Origin of the sequence: Rhodococcus sp. 06-462-5, from assembly GCF_002258315.1 — a bacterium.
Taxonomy (GTDB): domain Bacteria; phylum Actinomycetota; class Actinomycetes; order Mycobacteriales; family Mycobacteriaceae; genus Rhodococcoides.
The window spans coordinates 304518-324242 of the sequence record NZ_NOYD01000050.1 but is presented as its reverse complement, the minus strand read 5'-3'; the positions used below and the strand labels follow the sequence as shown (position 1 = coordinate 324242).

Here is a 19725-nt window from a genome sequence, read left to right as displayed (position 1 = left end):
CACGCTAATACGATTTGTCGGGCTATGCCGTTTTCGCTGGTGGAGCGCTCGGCAACAGGTAGCTGGGTTCGATTCCGTCCTCCAACCGCCCTTCGCTCCGTGCGGCGAACCAGCGCCCGACGAGGACCCCGAAGATGACGACGATCAGCAGTGCCCAGCCGAATGTGGTGCGCAGGTAGTCCAAGGCGCGACCGGTTTCGATCCAGCGCCCCGAGAGCCATCGGTCGTAGTTCATGAATCCGTAGATCGCGAGCCAGGCGGGCCAGTTGCGCAGTACCGAGTTCTTCAGCACGACGGTCATCAGCAGCGGGAACAGCATCATCGAGTAGTACATCTGGCCGAGCGAGCCCAGCAGCCAGTGCGCGGTGAGGATCAACCCCGAGGTGGTCGCGAAGAAGAACAGTCGATCCTCGCGGCAGTACCGGTAGAGCAGCCACAGCGAAATCAGAACCATGATTCCCAGGACCGCTCGGATTCCGAGGGTGAGGAGTTCGGGAACACCGTAGTAGCGGCCGTTTCCGACGACAGCGCTGTTGAAGTAGTCGCGAGTCTGCAGCAGGTACGGCAGCGTCCGGTCGATGAAGTTCATCGGATCCACCGACAGCGGCCAGGCGATGGCCATCATCACCACGGGGATCGCGATCGAGGTGATGAAGACCTTCCACTGACGCGTCATCAGTGGAAGCAACAGCAGCGGCGCGAGCATCGGTTTGATCGCCAGAGTCAGACCCATGGCGACGCCCGCCGACAGGTCCTTGCGTTGGAGGAGAAAACCGAGGAAGGCCACCTCGCCGAGAAGCACGAAGCCGTTGAAGTTGGTGAACACCAACGTGTTGGTGACGGTTTCGCTGACGAAGGCGGCCAGCAGGAGAGCGGGGGCGGCTACCGAATCGAGCCGGAATCCGAAGATGCGCAACAGGATGTACAGCGCCAGCAGAATCGCGACGGTGCTGGCGATGATGAACAGCCAGCGGGACCGCTCGGGGTCGATGACGGCAATGGGGGAGAGCAGCATCGTTGCGCTCGGTTGGTACAGGTAGTGCGGATCGACCGAGTCGAAGTTCGCCGTGTACACCGGCTGGCGGTTGAGGAATGCCAGGGCGGCGCTGTACACCGGGTTGAAGTCGTTGGTGATGTCTCCGTTGACCGCTTTGATCACCACGCGCTGGATGACGGTCATGATGGCGATCGGCCACAGGGCGTACTTGATTACCTCGGCGGTCGTCCGCCCTGACCGCGGCTCCAGAAAGCTAAGTGACACCCGGGAACGGTACCCGAGGCGGTGACCGTACCGGCGACGGACACCCCGCGATGGGTACCCGGTTCAGGCGGGGCAGACGGTGCCGTCCACCGGAAGTGCGGTGTCGCGTGCGTAGTTCACCGCAGCGCTCTGCAGACACTGCGATCCACCGAGGCTCGGATGCCCGCTGCCCTGCCACGCGGCCGAGGCGACGCCTGCACCGGTCGCCCCGACCAACCCGGTGACCGAGGACAGTCCGCCGTTGCCGACGATCGGGTCGCCTGGGTTGGACAGGACCAACACCGGAACGTCCAGGGAGGTGGGTAGCGGAGTGGACGGAGCCGTCGGCCAGGACGAGCACAGCAGCGCCGTCAGAGCAGCGTCGGTGCCGTAGATGGGATAGCGGTCGGTCCACTGTGCCGTCAGGTCGCGAACGCCCTGCGGCGACGGCCACTGCTGCCCGTCCGTGCACCGAGACACGAACTGCCCGTCGGTGCCGTAGGCGTTGCGACCCTGTTCGGCGAGGGCCGACAGCGCGGTGGTGTCGGACCCGGCGGCCGAGGACAGGGCGGTGGCGAGCCCGGTGGCCCGAGACGACGCGTCGCCTGCTGTCGATGCCAGGGCGAAGGTGATGCCGTCGAGAATCTCGTGGGTGGACAGCGGTGAGAATTCGCCACCGGCAGCGCGTCGGAGCAGCTGGTCGACGGCGGCCGTCGGATCGCTACCGAGAGTGCAGTTCAGCGCGACGCATCGCTGCGCGAACGCTCTGAAGGCTGCTTCCTTGCCCTGCGTCCGCTGCTCGGCCAACGTGATCTGATCTCCCCCCACGCCGGTCGGCGAATCGAGGATCAGGCGCGAGATGTTGGCCGGAAACTTCGCCGCGTAGGCCAATGCGGTGAGCGCGCCGTTGCCCGAGCCGATCAGGCCTATCTGTTCCACACCCCAGAGTTGTCGTAGGCGCTCCAGATCGTCGGCGGCGTAGGTGGTTCCGAACGCGAGCTCCTGCGGTTGCAACGTGTCGGTGCACTCGATCGTGGCGTCACGACCGGCGTCGACAGCGCGGTCGACTGCGTCGGCATCGGATCTGGTGAACTGCCCCAGCGCGTCGACGTCCGTTTTGGTCGTCGCGTCGATGCAGACGACGGCGGTGGATCGGCCGATGCCGCGTCGATCCACCGCGACGATGGGATGCGCCTCGAGCAGCGTCGCGAGCGGGCCTGCGGCCATCGTGGCCAACGTGGCGATCGAGGACCGATCCGAACCGGACGTGAACACCAGCGGTCCCGCATCGGTGGGTGTTCTGTCGAGTCGGGCTCGCAGTGCGCCGACGGCGAAGGTGCCGAACATCTGGCCGCTGGCATCGACGTCGGCTTCGTACTCTGCGCATTCGAGTATCAGGCCGGGAGTGGTGGAGGTGAGTCCGAACGTGCCGAGTGTGGCTGCGGTGCAGTCGGCCCAGGGGAGATCGGTGGTCGGCACGGCCAGTGCGACCGGTTCCGGTGGCGTGTCCGGCGAGGGCTCGGCCGGCTGACCGGGGGAGCGTTGTTCGACCGCGACGTCGGGTCGGATCGACGGGCCGGCGCCACAGGCAGCGCACATCGTGGCGAGGACGAGGACCGCGGCGAGCAACGTTCGTTTCTGCGTCACCGTGCGAGGCTATCGACTTTTCGATCGATGCCGGACGGCGCGCTGCTCATGGGCGACGCACCCAGCGCGTGAGCAGCGTTCCGTCCTCATCACCCAGAACGTGTGCCCGGTGCATCGGCGTGTCGGACGCGTCGCCTGCGTGGGCGATACGGCCCGCTTCTCCGGCGACGAGCATCGGCGAGATCGTCAGACACAGATCGTCCGCCGCCCCGTCGGAGACCAGTTGCCCGAACAGTCCCGGTCCGCCCTCGCACAGGATGCGGCGGAACCCGAGGTCGGTGAGCGTCGCAACGATGTCGCCGGTCGACACCGATTCGCCGGACACCTCGATCACCGTCGCACCCGCCGAACGAAGCGCGGCCACTTTCGAGCCGTCCGCCGCGGCCGAGGTCAGCACCACCGGCTGCACCTCGGTGTCGGTGATCAATCGAGAATCTGCGTCGATCGAACCGGACGCGGTGACCACTACGATCGTCGGAACCGGTTCGAGTCCGCCGGCCACCCGCCGTGCCTTCGCCTCGGCGGACAGCGAGACGCCGCCGTAGTTCTCGGCGCGAGCGGTTCCGGCACCGACCAGGACCGCGTCGCACAGTTCTCGCAGAATGCCGAACAGGCGACTGTCCGCGGGGGTTCCCAGGCCCGCCGACTTACCGTTCGCGGTGACCGATCCGTCGATGCTGGCGACGAAGTTGGTACGGATCCACGGCCGGTCCAGCTCGGTCGGATACGCGTGCAGGGCGCGGAGGGCGTCGTCGTCGAGTGTCGATCCGACGGTGGGCGCGGACTCGGTTGCCTGCTCCGATGTGAAGTAGGTCCCAATATGGAGAAGCTGCATGAGAGAGATCAGACCACGTCGTTACGCTCGACAAATGCCCGCACGCCTTGTCGACCGAAATCCCGTGGTCCCCTCCGATCAGTTGATCGCGCAGATGGTCCCGCCGGCGATGTTCGACGACGTCAGTTTCTCCTCGTACATTCCCGACCCCAAGGAGCCGACGCAGGCTGCTGCGGTCGCGAAGGCCGAGGAGTTCGCGAACAAGGTGCAGAAGATCCGCGGCAAGGGCAAGCGCGGTCTCTTCGGCAAGAAGACTCCGGCCATCGGTGCAGGTCTGTACCTCGACGGCGGCTTCGGCGTCGGCAAGACCCACCTGCTCGCCTCGATCTACCACAGCGTTCCCGAGCCCAAGGCGTTCGGCACGTTCGTCGAACTCACCCACGTGGTCGGCGCTCTGGGCTTCAACAAGGCCCTCGAAGAACTCTCGAACCACAGCGTGCTGTGCATCGACGAGTTCGAGCTCGACGATCCCGGCGACACGATGTTGGTCTCTCGGTTGCTCTCCGAGCTCTCGCAGCGCGGAGTGTCCATCGTCGCGACGTCGAACACCTTGCCCGGGCAGCTCGGTGAGGGCCGCTTCGCTGCCGAGGACTTCATGCGGGAGATCAAGAAACTCGGCTCGATCTTCGAGTCCATCCGGGTCGACGGACCCGACTACCGCCACCGCGATCTGCCCCCGGCTCCCGAGCCCACGTCCGAGTCCGAGCTGATCGACCGCGCCGACACCGTCGAGGGCGCAACGTTGGACGACTTCGACGAGCTGCTGGCGCATCTGAGCACGCTGCACCCTTCGCGCTACGGCAAGTTGCTCGACGGCATTCCTGCGGTGTTCCTGAAGAACGTGCACCCGGCGTCGGATCAGGCCATCGCTCTGCGCCTGGTCGTCCTCGCCGACCGCCTGTACGACGCGGGCATCCCGGTGACGGCCTCGGGCGGCAAGCTCGACGAGATCTTCACCGAGGAGATGTTGGCAGGCGGCTACCGCAAGAAGTACCTGCGCGCCACCTCGCGTCTGCTCGCGTTGTCTCGTTTCGCTGCAGTCGGCTGAGCGGTCGTCACAGCGTCACCTGCATCACGTAGTCGTCGTGCGTCTGGACTCCGACGACGAACGTCTTGGTGCCCACGATCTCGAATCCGTGCTTGGTGTAGAACTTCTGCGCCCGCACGTTCTGCTGATTGACGCCCAACCATGCTGCGGCACAACCGGAGTCGCGGGCGTGAGACAGCGACGACGACATCAATCGGCCCGCGGCTCCGCTGCCGTGCTGGGTCGGTTGCACATAGAGTTTGCTGATCTCCATGGTCGGCTGGTGCGAGAGGGCCGCGCGAATGTCCGGGTCCGTGGGAGTCCCGGACACGAGCATCGCGTAGCCCACCACGTCTGCGCCTGCCGTCTCGTCGACGAGGACCGTTCTGGTCGCGTCGGCGATGTAGTTCTCGAAGTGCTCGGCCGACAGCACATTCGAGATGAACTGCTCGATGTCCTCGGGCCGGGTTCCCGGCGGGCAGGCGAGCGGAAAGGTCGACGCGGCCACCTCGGCGACGCGATGTGCATCGGCGAGTGCTGCCACGCGCACGGTCACAGCAGATCCACTGCGTTCTTGGCATCGCGCAACGACAGACCGGTTCGGTCGCGCAGCAGTTTGATGGCCGAGATCGCCTTGCCCTCCGATTTCAGCGACTGCAACCGCGGGATCAGATCGTCCCAGGGTGTCGGAGCGGATTGCGCGGCGTCGGTGATGGTGGCCGAGGACGGAAACGGCTCGCCGCGCTGCACGCTGTCGATCGCGTTCTTCGCGTCGAGGAGCCCGGCACCTGTTCGTTCACGGAAGACCTTGATGGCCTGGACCTTCTTGTTGGCAGCGAGCAGTTGATGAATGTCTGCGCGGGCGCTCTCGTCGAGACCGACGAGCATGATGTTGCGTGATGTCTCCGGGGACGAGCCGGGCTTCTTGCGGGCCAACAGCCACGCCGCGAGCACCGCGGCGTCGACGAGGACCAACGCCACGATGAACCATCCCCAGGTCGGCATGCCTTAGTAGACCACTTCAGCTCGACGGGTCGAAGAGCGGGACGACAACCGACGAATCGGACGTCGGGGCACCGAACAACGAGGCGGCACCGGCAAGGGTTTTCGTCGCTGCGTCGTACTTGATCGGAGCAAGGTCGTGGCCTGCACCCGCGAGGTCGACGAGCAGTGTCGGTGCCGGGACGAGCGCGAGCGCAGCGCTCAATTCGGCAGTGGTGCCGAACGGGTCCTTCGTACCGTGCACCACCACCGCCGGTGTTCGCAGTTCGGGAAGGTGCTGGGTACGAGCTTTCTCCGGCTTGCCCGGCGGGTGCAGGGGATAGGACGTCAGGACGAGACCGTCGACGAGGCCCGGTCGTTCGGCCGCGATCATCGACCCTTGCCTGCCACCGTAGGAATGCCCGCCGAATGCGATGAATCCGTCGGTCTCGGCGCGAAGGCGCTCGACGGCCGCAGCGATGCCCAGCCGGTCCTCGGCCGACCGGGACGGGTGCGGCGGTCCTTTGGGCTTACGTACTCGAAAGGGAAGGTCGAACCGCAGCACCGTGAACCCGGCTGCCGTCCACACTGCGGCGATGCGCTGCAACAGAATCGATTCGCAGTTGCCGCCCGCACCGTGTGTCAGAACGAGGCCGCCCCGGGACGGTATCGAGGGTGTGTGCAGAAAGGCGACGCCCCCGCCGAGATCGATGTCGGCGGGGGCGTCGGGTCCATCGAGTTCAGGCATCGTTCGAGGACGTTACCTTTTCCTGGGTGTCGGCGTGATCCGTGTCGGCGTCGCCGGCAGAGCCGTCGGAGTCGGTGGAGTTCTGCTGATCGGCGTCCACCATCTCACCGTTGTCGTCGACCATGTCCGCGAATGCGGTCCCGGCGACGGTGCCGTTGGTCCCCGGAAGGGCCACCGTTGGCCGGGCACCGGGTCGATACCTGTCGTCGAGGCCCTCGACGGACTTCTTCGCTTCTTCCAGGGTGGCGTCGTCGACTGTGGGTTCGCTCTGAGCATCGTCCGACACGTGAGTGTCCTTCCGTCGAAGTGTGTGCGTCATCTCCACTGTGCACTTCTATGGCGTGAATCACCACAATTGATTTCGGGATGCGCGCCGATGCCCCGTCGTAAACGGTCGAATCGACCGCGCAATCCGAACAAGTCATTTCCATTCTCTCCATCGAACCCTCGCCAGAAACGGACGAATGCCGCACACTCATCTCACGTTTCCCGCACCAGAAGGAATCCATGGACGACTCGGTATTGATCTCGACGTTTCTGCCCATCGCACTCGCGATCATCATGTTCGGACTCGGACTGTCGCTGACCGTCGAGGATTTCCGACGCACCGCGCGTACACCCCGGGCCGTTGTGATGGCCCTGGCTCTCCAAATCTTGATTCTTCCTGTTCTCGCATTCGGACTGATTCTGCTGTTCGACCTGCCGCCATTGCTGGCTGTCGGAGTGATGCTGCTGGCCGCATCACCGGGCGGGACCACCGCGAACCTGTTCTCGCACCTGTTCCGTGGGGACGTCGCACTCAACATCACATTGACTGCGGTCAATTCGGTTCTGGCAGCCGTGACCATTCCCGTCATCACCAACTTCGCCATCGCTTACTTCGATGCAGACGGTGAATTGGGCCTGCAGTTCGGCAAAATAGTGCAGGTAATAGCTATCGTGCTGATTCCGGTGGCACTCGGCATGCTGGTGCGCAGTCGCTCCCTGGCGTTCGCCGAACGCGCGGATCGACCGGTGCGGATCTTCTCGATCATCATCTTGGTGTTGGTGGCGGTCGGCGCTCTTGTCGGCGAGCGATCCAACGTTGTCGGTTACCTCGAACAGGTCGGACTGGTGACGGGGCTGTTCTGCATCGCAAGCCTTGCCATCGGCTACGGTGCTGCGCGAGTGCTGAAGATGGGTGAGCCGCAGTCCATCGCGGTCTCGATGGAAATCGGAATCCACAACACAACCGTTGCCCTCACGGTCGCGTTGAGCGTGCTCGAAAGCACCGAGGTGGCGATACCGGCCGCTGTCTACTCGTTCCTCATGTACGTATTGGCCACAGCATTCGGCTATCTGGTTAGCGGACGGACTCGCACACAGGTCTCGTCATGACGTCGGGCATCACGGATCGAAGGCGACCCCGGCACAAACAAATCAGGCCCCCTCGAAAGGGGGCCTGACCTGGTCGAACTGTGGTGCGCGATACTGGGATTGAACCAGTGACCTCTTCCGTGTCAGGGAAGCGCTCTCCCGCTGAGCTAATCGCGCGTGTCCTCGCATCGGTCTTGCGACCGATGCACTAGCGAGGTGGAGACGGGAATCGAACCCGTGTGCACGGCTTTGCAGGCCGTTGCCTCACCACTCGGCCACTCCACCATGGGTCGAGACCCTCGAGCGGATGACGGGATTCGAACCCGCGACCCTCACCTTGGCAAGGTGATGCGCTACCACTGCGCCACATCCGCATACCCCGGAGGCGTTCACTGCTGGGCAGTTGCTGTCTCCGTGGTGCGGGGAAAACATTAACCCAACGGGAGTGAAACTCACAAATCTCGTGGTCAGCCGCGGAATTCGACCGATCGGCGCATGTGAAAGATGTGAAAGCAGAGGCGGAACGAGTCCAGTGGAGGCGTCGCAGGGCGAATTCGGTGATCGGGCAGGCGATTCGGTTCGCCGCGGCACCTCGTGTTAATGTTTTGCCTCGTTCGGTCCCGTGGCTCAGTGGGAGAGCGTCCGCTTCACACGCGGAAGGTCGCTGGTTCGATCCCAGCCGGGACCACAGAAAAGAAGGCCCACACCGCCCGTCGGTGTGGGCCTTCTTGCGTTCGAGGCCGGTAACCTGAGCCGGTGAGCACCGAAGAGACGAAGCCCGAGGCCGTCGCCGACGAGGGTCCGATGGACACAGCCAAGGTGACGCACCGACGCTTCCGAGCGCGCATCGCCGAGAACAAGTCTCTCGATCTCGCGTACCGAATCACGGTCGGAGTCGTCGGAACAGTCGTGTTGGTGCTGGGTGTACTCGCCATTCCGTACCCGGGGCCCGGCTGGTTGATCGTCTTCGCGGGCCTGGGCATCCTGGCTTCGGAATTCGCATGGGCCAAGAGTGCGCTGCGATTCGTCCGCAAGAGATACGACGCATTCATGGCGTGGTTCTCGAAGCAGTCGACGTTCGTCAAGGGCCTCGGCGTGCTGTTCACCACGGTCGTCGTGCTGGCAACGCTGTGGCTGCTGGGCACGTTCGCGTTGGTCGGAGGCTGGATCGGGCTCGACTGGACGTGGCTCGAAAGCCCGATCTGACGTCACGCGTCGCGCTGAGGCCAATCGAGTGGACCGATGCCGATAGGCTGTCGGAGGCCTTCCTGGCCAGAAGAACCGATCGAGGAGTACATCGCTGTGAGCATGCCCGTTGTCGCCGCCGTTTCGCCCGCCCGCATCATGGTGCCGGCCGGAACGACGGCAGGTACGGCGCTCCGCGACACCGGCCTGCCGAACAAGGGACCCGACGCCGTCGTCGTGGTGCGCGATCCCGACGGCAAGCTTCGTGACCTCTCGTGGGCACCGGAGGGCGACACCGAGGTCGAGCCGGTTCCAGCGAACACCGAGGACGGACGAAGCGTCATCAGGCACTCGGCTGCGCACGTGTTGGCGCAGGCCGTTCAGGAGCTCTTCCCCGACGCCAAGCTGGGCATCGGCCCGTTCATCAAGGACGGCTTCTACTACGACTTCGACGTGCAGCAGCCGTTCACTCCCGAGGATCTGACGGCACTCGAGAAGAAGATGAAGCAGATCGTCAAAGCCGGACAGCGGTTCTCGCGTCGGGTGTACGAGTCGGTGGAGCAGGCCCGCGAGGAGTTGGCGAACGAGCCGTACAAGCTCGAACTGATCGACGACAAGTCCGGCATCGACGATCCCGAGGTCATGGAGGTCGGTGGGGGAGAGCTGACCGCATACGACAACCTCAATCCCCGGACCGGCGAGCGCATCTGGGGCGATCTGTGCCGCGGACCGCACATCCCCACCACCAAGTACGTGCCCGCGTTCAAGCTCACCCGCAGTTCGGCTGCCTACTGGCGCGGTAATCAGGACAATGCAGGCCTGCAGCGCATCTACGGAACGGCATGGGAGTCCACCGAAGCGCTCGATGCGCATCTCGAGCTGCTGGCCGAGGCGGAGCGCCGCGATCACCGCAAGCTCGGATCCGAGCTGGACCTGTTCAGCTTCCCCGACGAACTCGGCTCAGGTCTTCCGGTGTTCCATCCGAAGGGTGGGGTCATCCGCAACGAGCTGGAGAACTACTCGCGCCAGCGGCACATCGAAGAGGGCTACGAGTTCGTCAACACCCCGCACATCACCAAGGGTCATCTGTACGAGGTCTCGGGTCACCTCGATTGGTACCGGGACGGCATGTTCCCGGCGATGCACCTGGACGCCGAACTCGACGAGAACGGCGACGTCCGCAAGCCCGGCCAGGACTACTACCTCAAGCCGATGAACTGCCCGATGCACAACCTGATCTTCCGTTCCCGCGGCCGCTCGTACCGCGAACTGCCGTTGCGCCTGTTCGAGTTCGGCTCGGTCTACCGCTACGAGAAGTCCGGTGTCATCCACGGTCTGACCCGCGTGCGCGGAATGACCCAGGACGACGCGCACATCTTCTGCACCCGCGAGCAGATGCGCGGCGAGCTCACCAGCACCCTCGAATTCGTTCTCGGGCTGCTCAAGGACTACGGCCTCGACGACTTCTACCTCGAGCTCTCCACTCGCAACCCGGAGAAGTCGGTCGGCAGCGACGAGGTCTGGGAAGAAGCCACCAACACCCTCGCCGAGGTGGCGGCGGCGTCGGGCCTGAACCTGGTGCCCGATCCGGGCGGGGCCGCGTTCTACGGACCGAAGATTTCGGTGCAGGCCAAGGATGCGCTGGGGCGGACCTGGCAGATGTCGACCATTCAGCTCGACTTCAACCTGCCCGAACGCTTCGAGCTCGAATACACCGGCTCGGGCGGAACCAAGGAACGCCCGGTGATGATTCACCGCGCGCTGTTCGGTTCCATCGAGCGCTTCTTCGGAGTACTCACCGAGCACTATGCCGGCGCGTTCCCGGCCTGGCTCGCACCGGTCCAGGTCGTCGGAATCCCGGTTGCCGAGGTGTACCAGGACCACCTGTTCGCGGTGGTGAACGAGCTGAAGAAGCGTGGTGTGCGCGCCGAGGTCGATGCCAGTGACGACCGGATGCAGAAGAAGATCTTCAATCAGACGGCGCAGAAGGTTCCCTTCATGCTCCTCGCCGGCGAACGCGACGTCGAAGCCGGTGCCGTGAGCTTCCGATTCCGGGACGGCACTCAGGTCAACGGCGTTCCCGTGGCTCAGGCCATCACCGTCGTCACCGACTGGATCTCCCAGCGCAACAACGCATCACCGACCGCCGAGCTCGTGCAGACCGAACCCGCAGGAGTGAGCTGATCATGTCGGAACAGGACGAGTCGATCGTCGTCACCGGGGCCGGTGAGCCCGATCGGCTGCAGCGACTGTGGACGCCGCACCGGATGTCCTACATCGCCGAGGCTCCCCAGGGCTCGGCGAAGTCGAACGAACCGTTCTCCGACATTCCCAAGATGAGCGACGAGGACGGTCTCGTCGTCGCACGAGGCGAATCGGTGTATGCGGTGCTCAACCTGTATCCGTACAACCCGGGCCACGCGATGATCGTGCCGTACCGTCGCGTCGCGGCTCTCGAAGACCTCACGCCGGCGGAGAGCGCGGAGTTGATGGCGTTCACGCAGCAGATGATTCGCGTCATCAAGCGCGTGTCGCGTCCGCACGGGTTCAACGTCGGGCTCAACCTCGGTGCTGCCGCGGGTGGGTCGCTGGCCGAGCACCTGCATCAGCACATCGTGCCCCGGTGGGGCGGCGACGCGAACTTCATCACCGTGATCAGCGGCGCAAAAGTCATGCCGCAGTTGCTCCGCGACACTCGGGCCCTGCTCGCGTCGGCCTGGAACGAATGAACCACAGGCGAGAGGAGCACGCGCCGTGCTGAGCATTTTCGGCCGTGCGCCGGTCTCGAAGGTGACCGCCCCGCTCGGGCGCGCCCTCAACAGCACCGGATTGACGCCCAACTCGGTGACGATCATCGGCACCGTCGTCACCGTCACGGCCGCGGTCACGATGTACCCCGCCGGTTACCTGTGGTGGGGTTCGGTCGTCATCACCCTGTTCGTGTTGTTCGACATGCTCGACGGTGCCATGGCACGGGCTCGGGGTGGTGGGACCAAATACGGTGCCGTGCTCGACGCCACGTGCGATCGAGTGGCCGACGGCGCGATCTTCGGTGGATTGGCCTGGTGGGCGGTGTACTCCGAGCAGGACAAGCCGCTGCTGGTGGCCACCCTGATCTGCCTGGTCACCTCGCAGGTGATCTCCTACGCCAAGGCGCGCGCCGAGGCCAGCGGACTCTCGGCCGACGGTGGCTGGATCGAACGCCCCGACCGCCTCGTCATCGTTCTGGTCGGAGCCGGCTTCACCGGTGTCGGACGGCACTTCGACATTCCGTGGCTGGACAGCGTGATCTACCCGGCCATGTGGATTCTCGCCGCCCTGAGCATCGTGACGGTGTTCCAACGCGTTCTCGCAGTTCGTGGATCCGAGGGTGCCCGCGACATCATCGTGCCTCCGGTTGCACCGGCATCCGACGACGGCGACGTGGCCGCGTCGTGAATTTCTTCGAGCGAGCGAGCGACGCCGGCTACGCGGCCGGTTGGCGTCTGGTCCGGTCTCTGCCCGAGCCTGTGGCACGGCGACTGTTCGATCGCGGGGCCGACTTCGCGTCCACACGTGGCGGTGGCCCGGATCAGCTGCGTCGCAATCTCGCTCGCGTCCTGGGGACCACCCCCGCCGAGGTACCCGACGAGCTGATTCGCGACAGCGTTCGCTCCTACGCTCGCTACTGGCGCGAGGCGTTTCGGTTGCCGTCGATGGATCTGGCTGCGCAGGCCGCCGTCATCGATCGGTGCGTCAACGGCAAGGAGCATCTCGAGGGTGCACTCGCGGCAGGCAAGGGAGTGGTGTTGGCGCTGCCGCACAGCGGCAATTGGGACATGGCCGGAATGTGGCTCGTGCGCACGCACGGTGGGCTCTCGACCGTTGCCGAACGGCTGAAGCCGGAATCTCTGTACCAGCGATTCGTCGCTTATCGGGAGAGCCTGGGGTTCGAGATCTTCCCGCTCAGCGGCGGTGAGCAACCGCCCCTGCTCGCGTTGTCCGAAAGGCTGCGCCAGAACAAGGTCGTCTGCCTGCTCGGTGAGCGGGACCTCGCCAAGCACGGTGTGCCGGTCACCTTCTTCGGTGAACCGACCCGGATGCCCGCGGGCGCCGCGAAACTCGCGATCGACACCGGTGCGACGCTGCTGCCGGTGCACGGTTATTTCGACGGCGACGGCTGGGGATTCGACATCTCGCCCGCGGTGGATGTCTCGGCCGGAGTCGGGCCCGCCACCCAGACGTTGGCCGATCATTTCGCCGCCGGAATCCGAGCCCATCCGGCGGACTGGCACATGCTGCAACCGCTGTGGATGAGCGACTGGTCGGCCGAGCGACGCGCCCGAATCGAGGGCGCGTGAAGATCGGCATGGTGTGCCCGTACTCGTTCGACGTTCCCGGTGGAGTGCAGGCACACGTTCAGCAGTTGGCCGAGGTGTTCATCGAACGCGGACACCGAGTCAGCGTTCTGGCTCCCGCGTCCGAGGACGTCGAGCTACCGGATTTCGTGGTGTCGGCGGGCGAGGCACTCGCCATTCCCTACAACGGATCCGTCGCACGGCTGCGATTCGGACCGATCACGTATTCTCGAATCCGTAAGTGGATCTCCGACAACGATTTCGACGTGCTGCACATCCACGAACCGAACGCGCCGAGCCTGTCGATGTTGGCGCTCAAGGCCGCGGACGGCCCGATCGTGGCGACCTTCCACACCTCGACGACGAAGTCCTTGGTGCTCAGCACCTTTCAGGGTGTGCTGCGTCCGTACCACGAGAAGATCAGCGGCCGAATCGCCGTGTCGGAGCTCGCCCGACGATGGCAGGTCGAGGCCCTCGGCTCCGACGCCGTCGAGATCCCCAACGGAGTCGACGTACCCGCATTCGCCGATGCCCCTGTGCTGGAAGGCTATCCACGTGCCGGTCGCACGGTGCTCTTCCTCGGCCGTTTCGACGAACCGCGCAAGGGAATGGCCGTCCTGCTCGGCGCTCTACCCGCCCTCGTCGAATCGCACCCGGACATCGAGATCCTCATCGTCGGCCGCGGCGACGAGGACAAGCTCCGTAAGGACGCAGGCGCACTCGCATCGCACCTGACGTTCCTGGGGCAGGTGGACGACGCGACCAAGGCGTCCGCAATGCGTAGCGCCGACGTCTACTGCGCACCCAACCTCGGCGGTGAGAGCTTCGGCATCGTTCTCGTCGAGGCCATGGCCGCCGGAACGCCCGTGGTGGCAAGCGAACTCGATGCATTCCGGCGAGTGCTGCGGGACGGCACCTGCGGGCTGCTGGTCCCGATCGACGATTCCGCTGCTCTCGCCGCCGCAGTGACCTCGATCCTCTCCGACGACGCCGTTCGTGCGCGTCTGGTCGACGCCGCCTCGGTGGCCGTGGCCACCTACGACTGGCCGGTCGTCGCCGAGCAGATTCTGCGCGTCTACGAAACCGTCACCCTCGGGGGCCAGAAAGTACGGGCGGCGAACTGATGACCCTCTCGGCACTGACGATCCTGGTACTCGGGCTGATCGCCGTACTGATCCTCGTCGTCGGCCTGTGGGCCTACGGAACGGCGAACCGACTCGACCGCCTGCACGTACGTACCGACCTCGCCTGGCAGGCGCTCGACGCAGCACTCGCCCGCCGAGCCGTCGTCGCGCGTGCGGTATCCGCTGCCACCCGCAACTCGGCCCCGTCGAGCAGAGAACTTGCGGCACTGGCCGATCGGGCCGAACGCGTCGACCGCTCTCAGCGCGAAGAGGCCGAAAATGCTGTGTCCATGGCTCTGGCCGTCGTCGAACCGAACGCCTTGCCTCCGCAACTGGTCGCCGAACTGGCCGACGCCGAGGCCCGCGTGTTGATCGCACGACGGTTTCACAACGATGCCGTTCGCGACACCCTGGCACTGCGCGTCAGACGTCCGGTTCGCTGGTTGCACCTCGGCGGAACCGCCGCCCTGCCGTCGTACTTCGAGATCGCCGAGCGGTCTGCTGCCGCGACGTTCGGCAGCGAGAACCGCGCCACCCCGAGAACGTCAGCGCGGGTGGTGCTGCTCGACGAGCGCGGCCGCGTACTGCTGCTGCGCGGACACGATCCGACGGTTCCCGACACCTTCTTCTGGTTCACCATCGGGGGAGCAGTGGAGAAGGGCGAGTCGCTCCGCGAGGCGGCGGTGCGCGAGGTACACGAGGAGACCGGCCTGACGATCGCTCCGGCCGATCTGCGCGGTCCGCTGTGGCGTCGGGTTGCGACGTTCCCGTTCAACGGAACCCTGATCCGCTCGGAGGAACTGTTCTTCGCGATCCGAACGCAGGAGTTCGAGCCGCACAGCGCCGGCTTCACCGACTTCGAGCGCCGTACCGTGACCGGCCACCAGTGGTGCACCGAGGCCGACATCCGTGCGCTCAGCGCTGTCGGCGAGAACGTCTATCCCCAGGACCTGGCGGAACTGCTCGACGAGGTCAACGTGGCTCTCGCCCGACGCGGCGACCCGGACGTGCGCGCCATCCGCTGACCATCTGGACCCTTTTCGAGCAGTCCAGCAATCGTCAAGTGGTTATGGGAAACCGTCGCGTCGAGGCCTACAGTTCTGGGCGCGACTTCGCGCCGCGCGCGATCGTCCACGCGTGCGCGGCCGAACGTGGTCGCACGTATCGATCCGGAGCGCCACGAACGGTGCCCAGAACACAGGAGTTTCGCTTGAGTACCCCACACGCATCCACCACACCCTCCGGATCTGCCGAAGGCGGATCGAGCGAGAACGGAATCGGCACCGCGCGCGTCAAGCGAGGCATGGCCGAGATGCTCAAGGGCGGCGTCATCATGGACGTGGTCACCGCCGATCAGGCCAAGATCGCCGAAGACGCAGGCGCAGTGGCCGTCATGGCACTCGAGCGCGTCCCCGCCGACATTCGCGCCCAGGGTGGGGTGTCGCGCATGAGCGATCCCGACATGATCGACAGCATCATCTCCTCGGTCAGCATCCCGGTGATGGCGAAGGCCCGCATCGGCCACTTCGTCGAAGCGCAGATTCTGCAGAGCCTCGGCGTCGACTACATCGACGAGTCCGAGGTGCTCACCCCGGCCGACTACGCCAACCACATCGACAAGTGGAACTTCACCGTTCCCTTCGTCTGTGGCGCCACCAACCTGGGTGAGGCAATGCGCCGAATCACCGAGGGCGCGGCCATGATTCGCTCCAAGGGCGAGGCCGGCACCGGCGACGTGTCGAACGCGACGACGCACATGCGCAAGATTCGCGACGAGATCCGTCGCCTCACCTCGCTACCCGAGGACGAGTTGTACGTGGCGGCGAAAGAGCTGCAGGCCCCGTACGACCTCGTCGTCGAGGTCGCCCGGGCGGGCAAGCTGCCCGTCACACTGTTCACCGCGGGCGGCATCGCCACTCCCGCAGACGCAGCGATGATGATGCAGCTCGGTGCCGAGGGCGTGTTCGTCGGATCGGGAATCTTCAAGTCCGGCAACCCCAAGGAGCGCGCCGAGGCCATCGTCAAGGCCACCACGTTCTTCGACGACCCCGATGTGCTCGCCAAGGTCTCGCGCGGTCTCGGCGAGGCGATGGTCGGAATCAACGTCGACGATCTTCCCGTCGGACACCGTCTCGCCGAGCGCGGTTGGTGACGGACCTCCGTCAGTTGCGTTCCAGTGCCGGGCGGTCCGGATGGTCCCAACGGACCAGAAAATCCGGCCGCTCGGCCGAGTGGTCGAGGCCGTTGTAGTACTCGAACAGTGGCGCGCAGGTCCACTGATCGTCGGCGCTGGTTCTGCGGCGCAATGCGCTCGGGGACAGGCGTAGTTGCACCGACAGATCGACGTTCAGTCCCCGTCCGAGCAGCATGGGTCCCGCGATCAGAACGATCTGATTCGGTGCCGCCGAGGTACTGCGGGCCCGAGCCGATCGATCGGTCGCCTCATCCCACAGTCGCGGCAGAAAGTGACCTCCGCCACCGGGCCGCAGCGGGGCAATGACCTCTCGAACAAGTGCTTCGTAGTCGAACCACAGTGTGCGATAACTCAATTCGTCGGTGCGCGAGTACTCGAATCGAATGGACGCAGGTCGGACGTAGTCGTGCAGGTCGACGACGGCAGCCGGACGGCCCATAGAGCGGGCGTGTTCGGCTGTGCGCGTGGCGAAGTCGACCGGACGCGCGGCATCCGCGCCGTCGATCACGACGATCGATCGGGCCTCGTTCGGGCACGAATCGACGATCGACTCCACGAGAAGATCGGGAAATATCGGCACCGGTTGACCCACACCGACCATCTTGCCTGGTCCGTCCATTGTTAGCCTGAGCCGTTGTCACAGAAAGGTGGACACCAGCCATGGCCAGCATCGAGGACATTCTCGAATTGGAACGTATCGAGAACGACATCTATCGGGGACGGACGTTCCCTTCTCGGCTGCCCCGTACGTTCGGCGGTCAGGTGGCGGGCCAGGCTCTCGTCGCGGCGGTGCGCACAGTGGCCCCCGAGTTTCGTGTGCACTCGCTGCACGGCTACTTCCTGCGTCCGGGCAATCCGAACGAACCGGCCGTGTTCATGGTCGACCGGATTCGCGACGGACGGTCTTTCTGCACGCGCCGCGTCACCGGAATTCAGCACGGCAAGGCGATCTTCACGATGTCTGCCTCGTTCCACGGCGACGACGACGGCATTTCGCATCAGGACGTCATGCCCGAGGTCGTGGGGCCGGACAGTCTGCCCGATCCCACCACCCTCGCCGAGTACGACCACTCGTACTACAAGGAGTGGTCGGAGTGGGACATCCGTCTCATTCCCGATGACCAGACCGTCAAGCATCCCAGTTTCGCTGCGCAGCAACGGGTGTGGTTCCGCTACCGGGACACGTTGCCCGACGATCAGGTGTTCCATGTCTGCGCACTCGCCTACATGAGCGACATGACGCTGCTCGGATCGGCCAAGGTGCCACACCCGGACGCCGTCACGCAGACGGCCTCGCTCGATCATGCGCTGTGGTTCCTGCGGCCCTTTCGGGCAGACGAATGGTTGCTCTACGACCAGACGTCTCCCTCGGCAGATTTCGGGCGGGCACTGACGCAGGGGCGAATCTTCGACACCTCCGGCCGACTGGTCGCCGCGGTGGTGCAGGAAGGGCTCATGCGCTACGAGCGTGACCCCGACGCGCCCCATGTCGATCCCTTCGGACGCAAGTGAGCGTTCCGACCATCGGGGTTCTCGCACTGCAGGGCGACGTTCGCGAACACCTGGCCGCGCTCGACTCGAGCGGTGCGCGCGGTGTCACGGTGCGTCGGCCCGCCGAGCTCGCGCAGATCGACGGACTGATCATCCCCGGCGGGGAATCGACGACCATGAGCACTCTGCTCGGCGTGTTCGACCTTCTCGATCCACTGCGCGCTCGGTTGGCCGAGGGGCTGCCCGCCTACGGTTCGTGCGCGGGCATGATTCTGCTGGCGTCCGAGATTCTCGACACCCGGCCCGACGCTCGGCACCTCGATTCTCTGGACATCACTGTGCGGCGCAACGCCTTCGGACGTCAGGTCGATTCCTTCGAGACCGATCTCGACGTCACCGGAATCGACGGTGGACCGGTGCGAGCGGTGTTCATCCGTGCGCCGTGGGTCGAGCGGGTGGGCGAGGACGTCGAGGTGCTCGCCACCGTGCCGCACGGACCGGCCGCCGGACGCGTGGTGGCCGTTCGCCAGAACTCCGTTCTCGCGACGAGCTTTCATCCCGAGGTCACCGGCGACGATCGAGTGCACGCACTCTTCGTCGACATGGTGCGAGGCCGCTAGAACCTTCGATGGTCGGTCGGTGCCGAGCGCGGTACCGGGCGAGTAAAGTCGACAACACTGATTTCGAGCAGGAAGGGGCCCTATCGCATGAGCGGCCACTCAAAATGGGCCACCACCAAGCACAAGAAGGCGGTGATCGACGCCCGACGCGGCAAGTCTTTCGCCAAGCTCATCAAGAATATCGAGGTGGCGGCCCGCACGGGTGGCGGTGACCCCACCGGCAACCCGACGCTCTTCGACGCCATCCAGAAGGCGAAGAAGACCTCGGTGCCCATCGACAACATCGAGCGGGCGCGCAAGCGAGGTGCAGGCGAAGAAACCGGTGGTGCCGATTGGCAGACCATCATGTACGAGGGCTACGGACCCAACGGTGTCGCGATCCTCATCGAGTGCCTCACCGACAACCGCAACCGCGCCGCAGGCGAGGTTCGCGTCGCGATGACGCGCAACGGCGGAAACATGGCCGATCCGGGTTCGGTGTCCTACCTGTTCTCGCGCAAGGGCGTGGTGACCCTCGAGAAGAACGGTCAGAGCGAGGACGACGTTCTGATGGCCGTCCTCGAAGCCGGTGCCGAGGAAGTCAACGACAACGGCGACACGTTCGAGGTCGTCAGCGAGCCGACCGACTTGGTCGCCGTACGCACCGCCTTGCAGGAGGCCGGAATCGACTACGACTCGGCCGAGGCCAGTTTCCAGGCATCGGTCAACGTCCCGGTCGACGCGGACGGTGCACGCAAGGTGTTCAAGCTCATCGATGCCCTCGAAGACAGTGACGACGTCCAGAACGTGTGGTCCAACGTCGACCTCTCCGACGAGGTCATGGCGGAGCTCGACGAGGAGGACTGACGCCCCTCGCATCCGACGAGGTGATCGACCGGGTGTCGTATCCCTGATCCGACGGTGGACTCCGCTACGCTATCGAACAACAGTTCGTAAGCGG

The 19725-nt window shown here is 65.1% G+C and carries 21 protein-coding genes and 4 tRNA genes; 14 read left to right on the top strand and 11 right to left on the bottom strand.

The window, feature by feature from the left end:
• Positions 1-22: 22 nt before the first annotated feature.
• From CH251_RS23160 to CH251_RS23150, 3 genes are all read right to left on the bottom strand, one after another.
• Complete coding sequence (locus CH251_RS23160; RefSeq protein ID WP_094615234.1) at positions 23-1261, bottom strand: glycosyltransferase family 87 protein; 1239 nt, start codon at positions 1259-1261, stop codon at positions 23-25.
• Between the two features lie 63 nt (positions 1262-1324).
• Entirely contained in the window at positions 1325-2887 is a 1563-nt protein-coding gene (locus CH251_RS23155) for an alpha/beta fold hydrolase (protein WP_094615233.1), read from the bottom strand.
• A 46-nt stretch (positions 2888-2933) separates the two neighbouring features.
• A complete protein-coding gene (locus tag CH251_RS23150; protein WP_094615232.1) occupies positions 2934-3722 on the bottom strand; it encodes a pyrimidine reductase family protein in 789 nt (262 codons plus the stop codon).
• 34 nt (positions 3723-3756) lie between these two features.
• On the opposite strand from CH251_RS23150, the gene zapE reads away from it, so the two are divergent.
• Positions 3757-4770 carry a cell division protein ZapE gene (zapE, locus tag CH251_RS23145; protein WP_094615231.1) on the top strand — a complete coding sequence of 338 codons (1014 nt, stop codon included), beginning with the start codon at positions 3757-3759 and terminating at the stop codon, positions 4768-4770.
• A 7-nt stretch (positions 4771-4777) separates the two neighbouring features.
• On the opposite strand, the gene CH251_RS23140 is transcribed toward zapE, so the two are convergent.
• Genes CH251_RS23140 through CH251_RS23125 form a run of 4 tightly spaced genes read right to left on the bottom strand, consistent with a single transcriptional unit; the run spans position 4778 to position 6764 of the window.
• Positions 4778-5305, bottom strand: a complete 528-nt coding sequence (locus tag CH251_RS23140) for a GNAT family N-acetyltransferase (protein ID WP_094615230.1) — start codon at positions 5303-5305, stop codon at positions 4778-4780.
• A complete protein-coding gene (locus tag CH251_RS27615) occupies positions 5302-5754 on the bottom strand; it encodes a hypothetical protein (protein WP_179273356.1) in 453 nt (150 codons plus the stop codon). The genes CH251_RS23140 and CH251_RS27615 overlap by 4 nt, the downstream gene beginning before the upstream one ends.
• Positions 5755-5770: 16 nt before the next feature.
• Positions 5771-6478, bottom strand: coding sequence for an alpha/beta family hydrolase (locus tag CH251_RS23130; RefSeq protein ID WP_094615229.1), 708 nt, complete (start codon positions 6476-6478; stop codon positions 5771-5773).
• Entirely contained in the window at positions 6471-6764 is a 294-nt protein-coding gene (locus CH251_RS23125; RefSeq protein WP_256979253.1) for a hypothetical protein, read from the bottom strand. The genes CH251_RS23130 and CH251_RS23125 overlap by 8 nt, the downstream gene beginning before the upstream one ends.
• A gap of 221 nt (positions 6765-6985) precedes the next feature.
• Between CH251_RS23125 and CH251_RS23120 the strand changes: the two genes are divergently transcribed.
• On the top strand, positions 6986-7855 hold the full coding sequence (locus tag CH251_RS23120; RefSeq protein ID WP_094615228.1) for a bile acid:sodium symporter family protein: 870 nt from the start codon (positions 6986-6988) through the stop codon (positions 7853-7855).
• 81 nt (positions 7856-7936) lie between these two features.
• On the opposite strand, the gene CH251_RS23115 is transcribed toward CH251_RS23120, so the two are convergent.
• From CH251_RS23115 to CH251_RS23105, 3 genes are all read right to left on the bottom strand, one after another.
• Positions 7937-8011: transfer RNA gene (locus tag CH251_RS23115), tRNA-Val, on the bottom strand.
• A 37-nt stretch (positions 8012-8048) separates the two neighbouring features.
• Positions 8049-8119 (bottom strand) — tRNA-Cys (locus tag CH251_RS23110).
• 17 nt (positions 8120-8136) lie between these two features.
• A tRNA-Gly gene (locus CH251_RS23105) sits at positions 8137-8208 on the bottom strand.
• 242 nt (positions 8209-8450) lie between these two features.
• Here CH251_RS23105 and CH251_RS23100 point away from each other — a divergent pair.
• The 9 genes from CH251_RS23100 to pdxS all read left to right on the top strand — a co-directional run bounded on the left by CH251_RS23100 (position 8451) and on the right by pdxS (position 16632).
• Positions 8451-8522: transfer RNA gene (locus CH251_RS23100), tRNA-Val, on the top strand.
• A 116-nt stretch (positions 8523-8638) separates the two neighbouring features.
• Positions 8639-9040 (top strand): TIGR02611 family protein, encoded by a 402-nt coding sequence (locus CH251_RS23095; protein WP_094615343.1) that lies wholly within the window; start codon positions 8639-8641, stop codon positions 9038-9040.
• A 102-nt stretch (positions 9041-9142) separates the two neighbouring features.
• Positions 9143-11203 (top strand): threonine--tRNA ligase, encoded by a 2061-nt coding sequence (gene thrS, locus CH251_RS23090; RefSeq protein WP_094615227.1) that lies wholly within the window; start codon positions 9143-9145, stop codon positions 11201-11203.
• Positions 11204-11205: 2 nt separating this feature from the next.
• Entirely contained in the window at positions 11206-11748 is a 543-nt protein-coding gene (locus tag CH251_RS23085) for an HIT domain-containing protein (RefSeq protein WP_032397953.1), read from the top strand.
• A 25-nt stretch (positions 11749-11773) separates the two neighbouring features.
• Positions 11774-12457 (top strand): phosphatidylinositol phosphate synthase, encoded by a 684-nt coding sequence (pgsA, locus tag CH251_RS23080; protein ID WP_094615226.1) that lies wholly within the window; start codon positions 11774-11776, stop codon positions 12455-12457.
• Positions 12454-13359: a phosphatidylinositol mannoside acyltransferase gene (locus CH251_RS23075; protein WP_094615225.1), complete on the top strand. Its 906-nt coding sequence runs from the start codon at positions 12454-12456 to the stop codon at positions 13357-13359. The genes pgsA and CH251_RS23075 overlap by 4 nt, the downstream gene beginning before the upstream one ends.
• Entirely contained in the window at positions 13356-14480 is a 1125-nt protein-coding gene (locus CH251_RS23070; protein ID WP_094615224.1) for a glycosyltransferase family 4 protein, read from the top strand. The genes CH251_RS23075 and CH251_RS23070 overlap by 4 nt, the downstream gene beginning before the upstream one ends.
• Positions 14480-15505 carry an NUDIX domain-containing protein gene (locus tag CH251_RS23065; protein ID WP_094615223.1) on the top strand — a complete coding sequence of 342 codons (1026 nt, stop codon included), beginning with the start codon at positions 14480-14482 and terminating at the stop codon, positions 15503-15505. The genes CH251_RS23070 and CH251_RS23065 overlap by 1 nt, the downstream gene beginning before the upstream one ends.
• A 185-nt stretch (positions 15506-15690) precedes the next feature.
• Positions 15691-16632 carry a pyridoxal 5'-phosphate synthase lyase subunit PdxS gene (pdxS, locus tag CH251_RS23060; protein WP_179273355.1) on the top strand — a complete coding sequence of 314 codons (942 nt, stop codon included), beginning with the start codon at positions 15691-15693 and terminating at the stop codon, positions 16630-16632.
• Positions 16633-16642: 10 nt separating this feature from the next.
• On the opposite strand, the gene CH251_RS23055 is transcribed toward pdxS, so the two are convergent.
• The gene (locus tag CH251_RS23055; RefSeq protein ID WP_256979252.1) at positions 16643-17293 is read right to left on the bottom strand and encodes a hypothetical protein; all 651 of its coding nucleotides are present in this window, start codon (positions 17291-17293) and stop codon (positions 16643-16645) included.
• Between the two features lie 41 nt (positions 17294-17334).
• Between CH251_RS23055 and CH251_RS23050 the strand changes: the two genes are divergently transcribed.
• The 3 genes from CH251_RS23050 (at position 17335) to CH251_RS23040 (ending at position 19631) form a co-directional block, all read left to right on the top strand.
• Positions 17335-18186, top strand: coding sequence for an acyl-CoA thioesterase II (locus CH251_RS23050; RefSeq protein ID WP_037189431.1), 852 nt, complete (start codon positions 17335-17337; stop codon positions 18184-18186).
• Positions 18183-18785 (top strand): pyridoxal 5'-phosphate synthase glutaminase subunit PdxT, encoded by a 603-nt coding sequence (gene pdxT, locus CH251_RS23045; RefSeq protein ID WP_094615222.1) that lies wholly within the window; start codon positions 18183-18185, stop codon positions 18783-18785. The genes CH251_RS23050 and pdxT overlap by 4 nt, the downstream gene beginning before the upstream one ends.
• Before the next feature lie 87 nt (positions 18786-18872).
• A complete protein-coding gene (locus tag CH251_RS23040) occupies positions 18873-19631 on the top strand; it encodes a YebC/PmpR family DNA-binding transcriptional regulator (RefSeq protein WP_094615221.1) in 759 nt (252 codons plus the stop codon).
• The last annotated feature ends 94 nt before the right edge of the window (positions 19632-19725 follow it).

Excerpts from the sequence above, each read along its gene's own strand:
- CH251_RS23150 (WP_094615232.1), bottom strand. The coding sequence starts at position 3,722 with ATGCAGCTTCTCCATATTGGGACCTACTTCACATCGGAGCAGGCAACC.
- CH251_RS23055 (WP_256979252.1), bottom strand. The coding sequence starts at position 17,293 with ATGGACGGACCAGGCAAGATGGTCGGTGTGGGTCAACCGGTGCCGATA.
- CH251_RS23130 (WP_094615229.1), bottom strand. The coding sequence starts at position 6,478 with ATGCCTGAACTCGATGGACCCGACGCCCCCGCCGACATCGATCTCGGC.
- zapE (WP_094615231.1), top strand. The coding sequence starts at position 3,757 with ATGCCCGCACGCCTTGTCGACCGAAATCCCGTGGTCCCCTCCGATCAG.
- CH251_RS23040 (WP_094615221.1), top strand. The coding sequence starts at position 18,873 with ATGAGCGGCCACTCAAAATGGGCCACCACCAAGCACAAGAAGGCGGTG.
- thrS (WP_094615227.1), top strand. The coding sequence starts at position 9,143 with ATGCCCGTTGTCGCCGCCGTTTCGCCCGCCCGCATCATGGTGCCGGCC.
- CH251_RS23120 (WP_094615228.1), top strand. The coding sequence starts at position 6,986 with ATGGACGACTCGGTATTGATCTCGACGTTTCTGCCCATCGCACTCGCG.
- CH251_RS27615 (WP_179273356.1), bottom strand. The coding sequence starts at position 5,754 with ATGCCGACCTGGGGATGGTTCATCGTGGCGTTGGTCCTCGTCGACGCC.
- CH251_RS23050 (WP_037189431.1), top strand. The coding sequence starts at position 17,335 with ATGGCCAGCATCGAGGACATTCTCGAATTGGAACGTATCGAGAACGAC.
- CH251_RS23095 (WP_094615343.1), top strand. The coding sequence starts at position 8,639 with ATGGACACAGCCAAGGTGACGCACCGACGCTTCCGAGCGCGCATCGCC.
- CH251_RS23065 (WP_094615223.1), top strand. The coding sequence starts at position 14,480 with ATGACCCTCTCGGCACTGACGATCCTGGTACTCGGGCTGATCGCCGTA.
- CH251_RS23085 (WP_032397953.1), top strand. The coding sequence starts at position 11,206 with ATGTCGGAACAGGACGAGTCGATCGTCGTCACCGGGGCCGGTGAGCCC.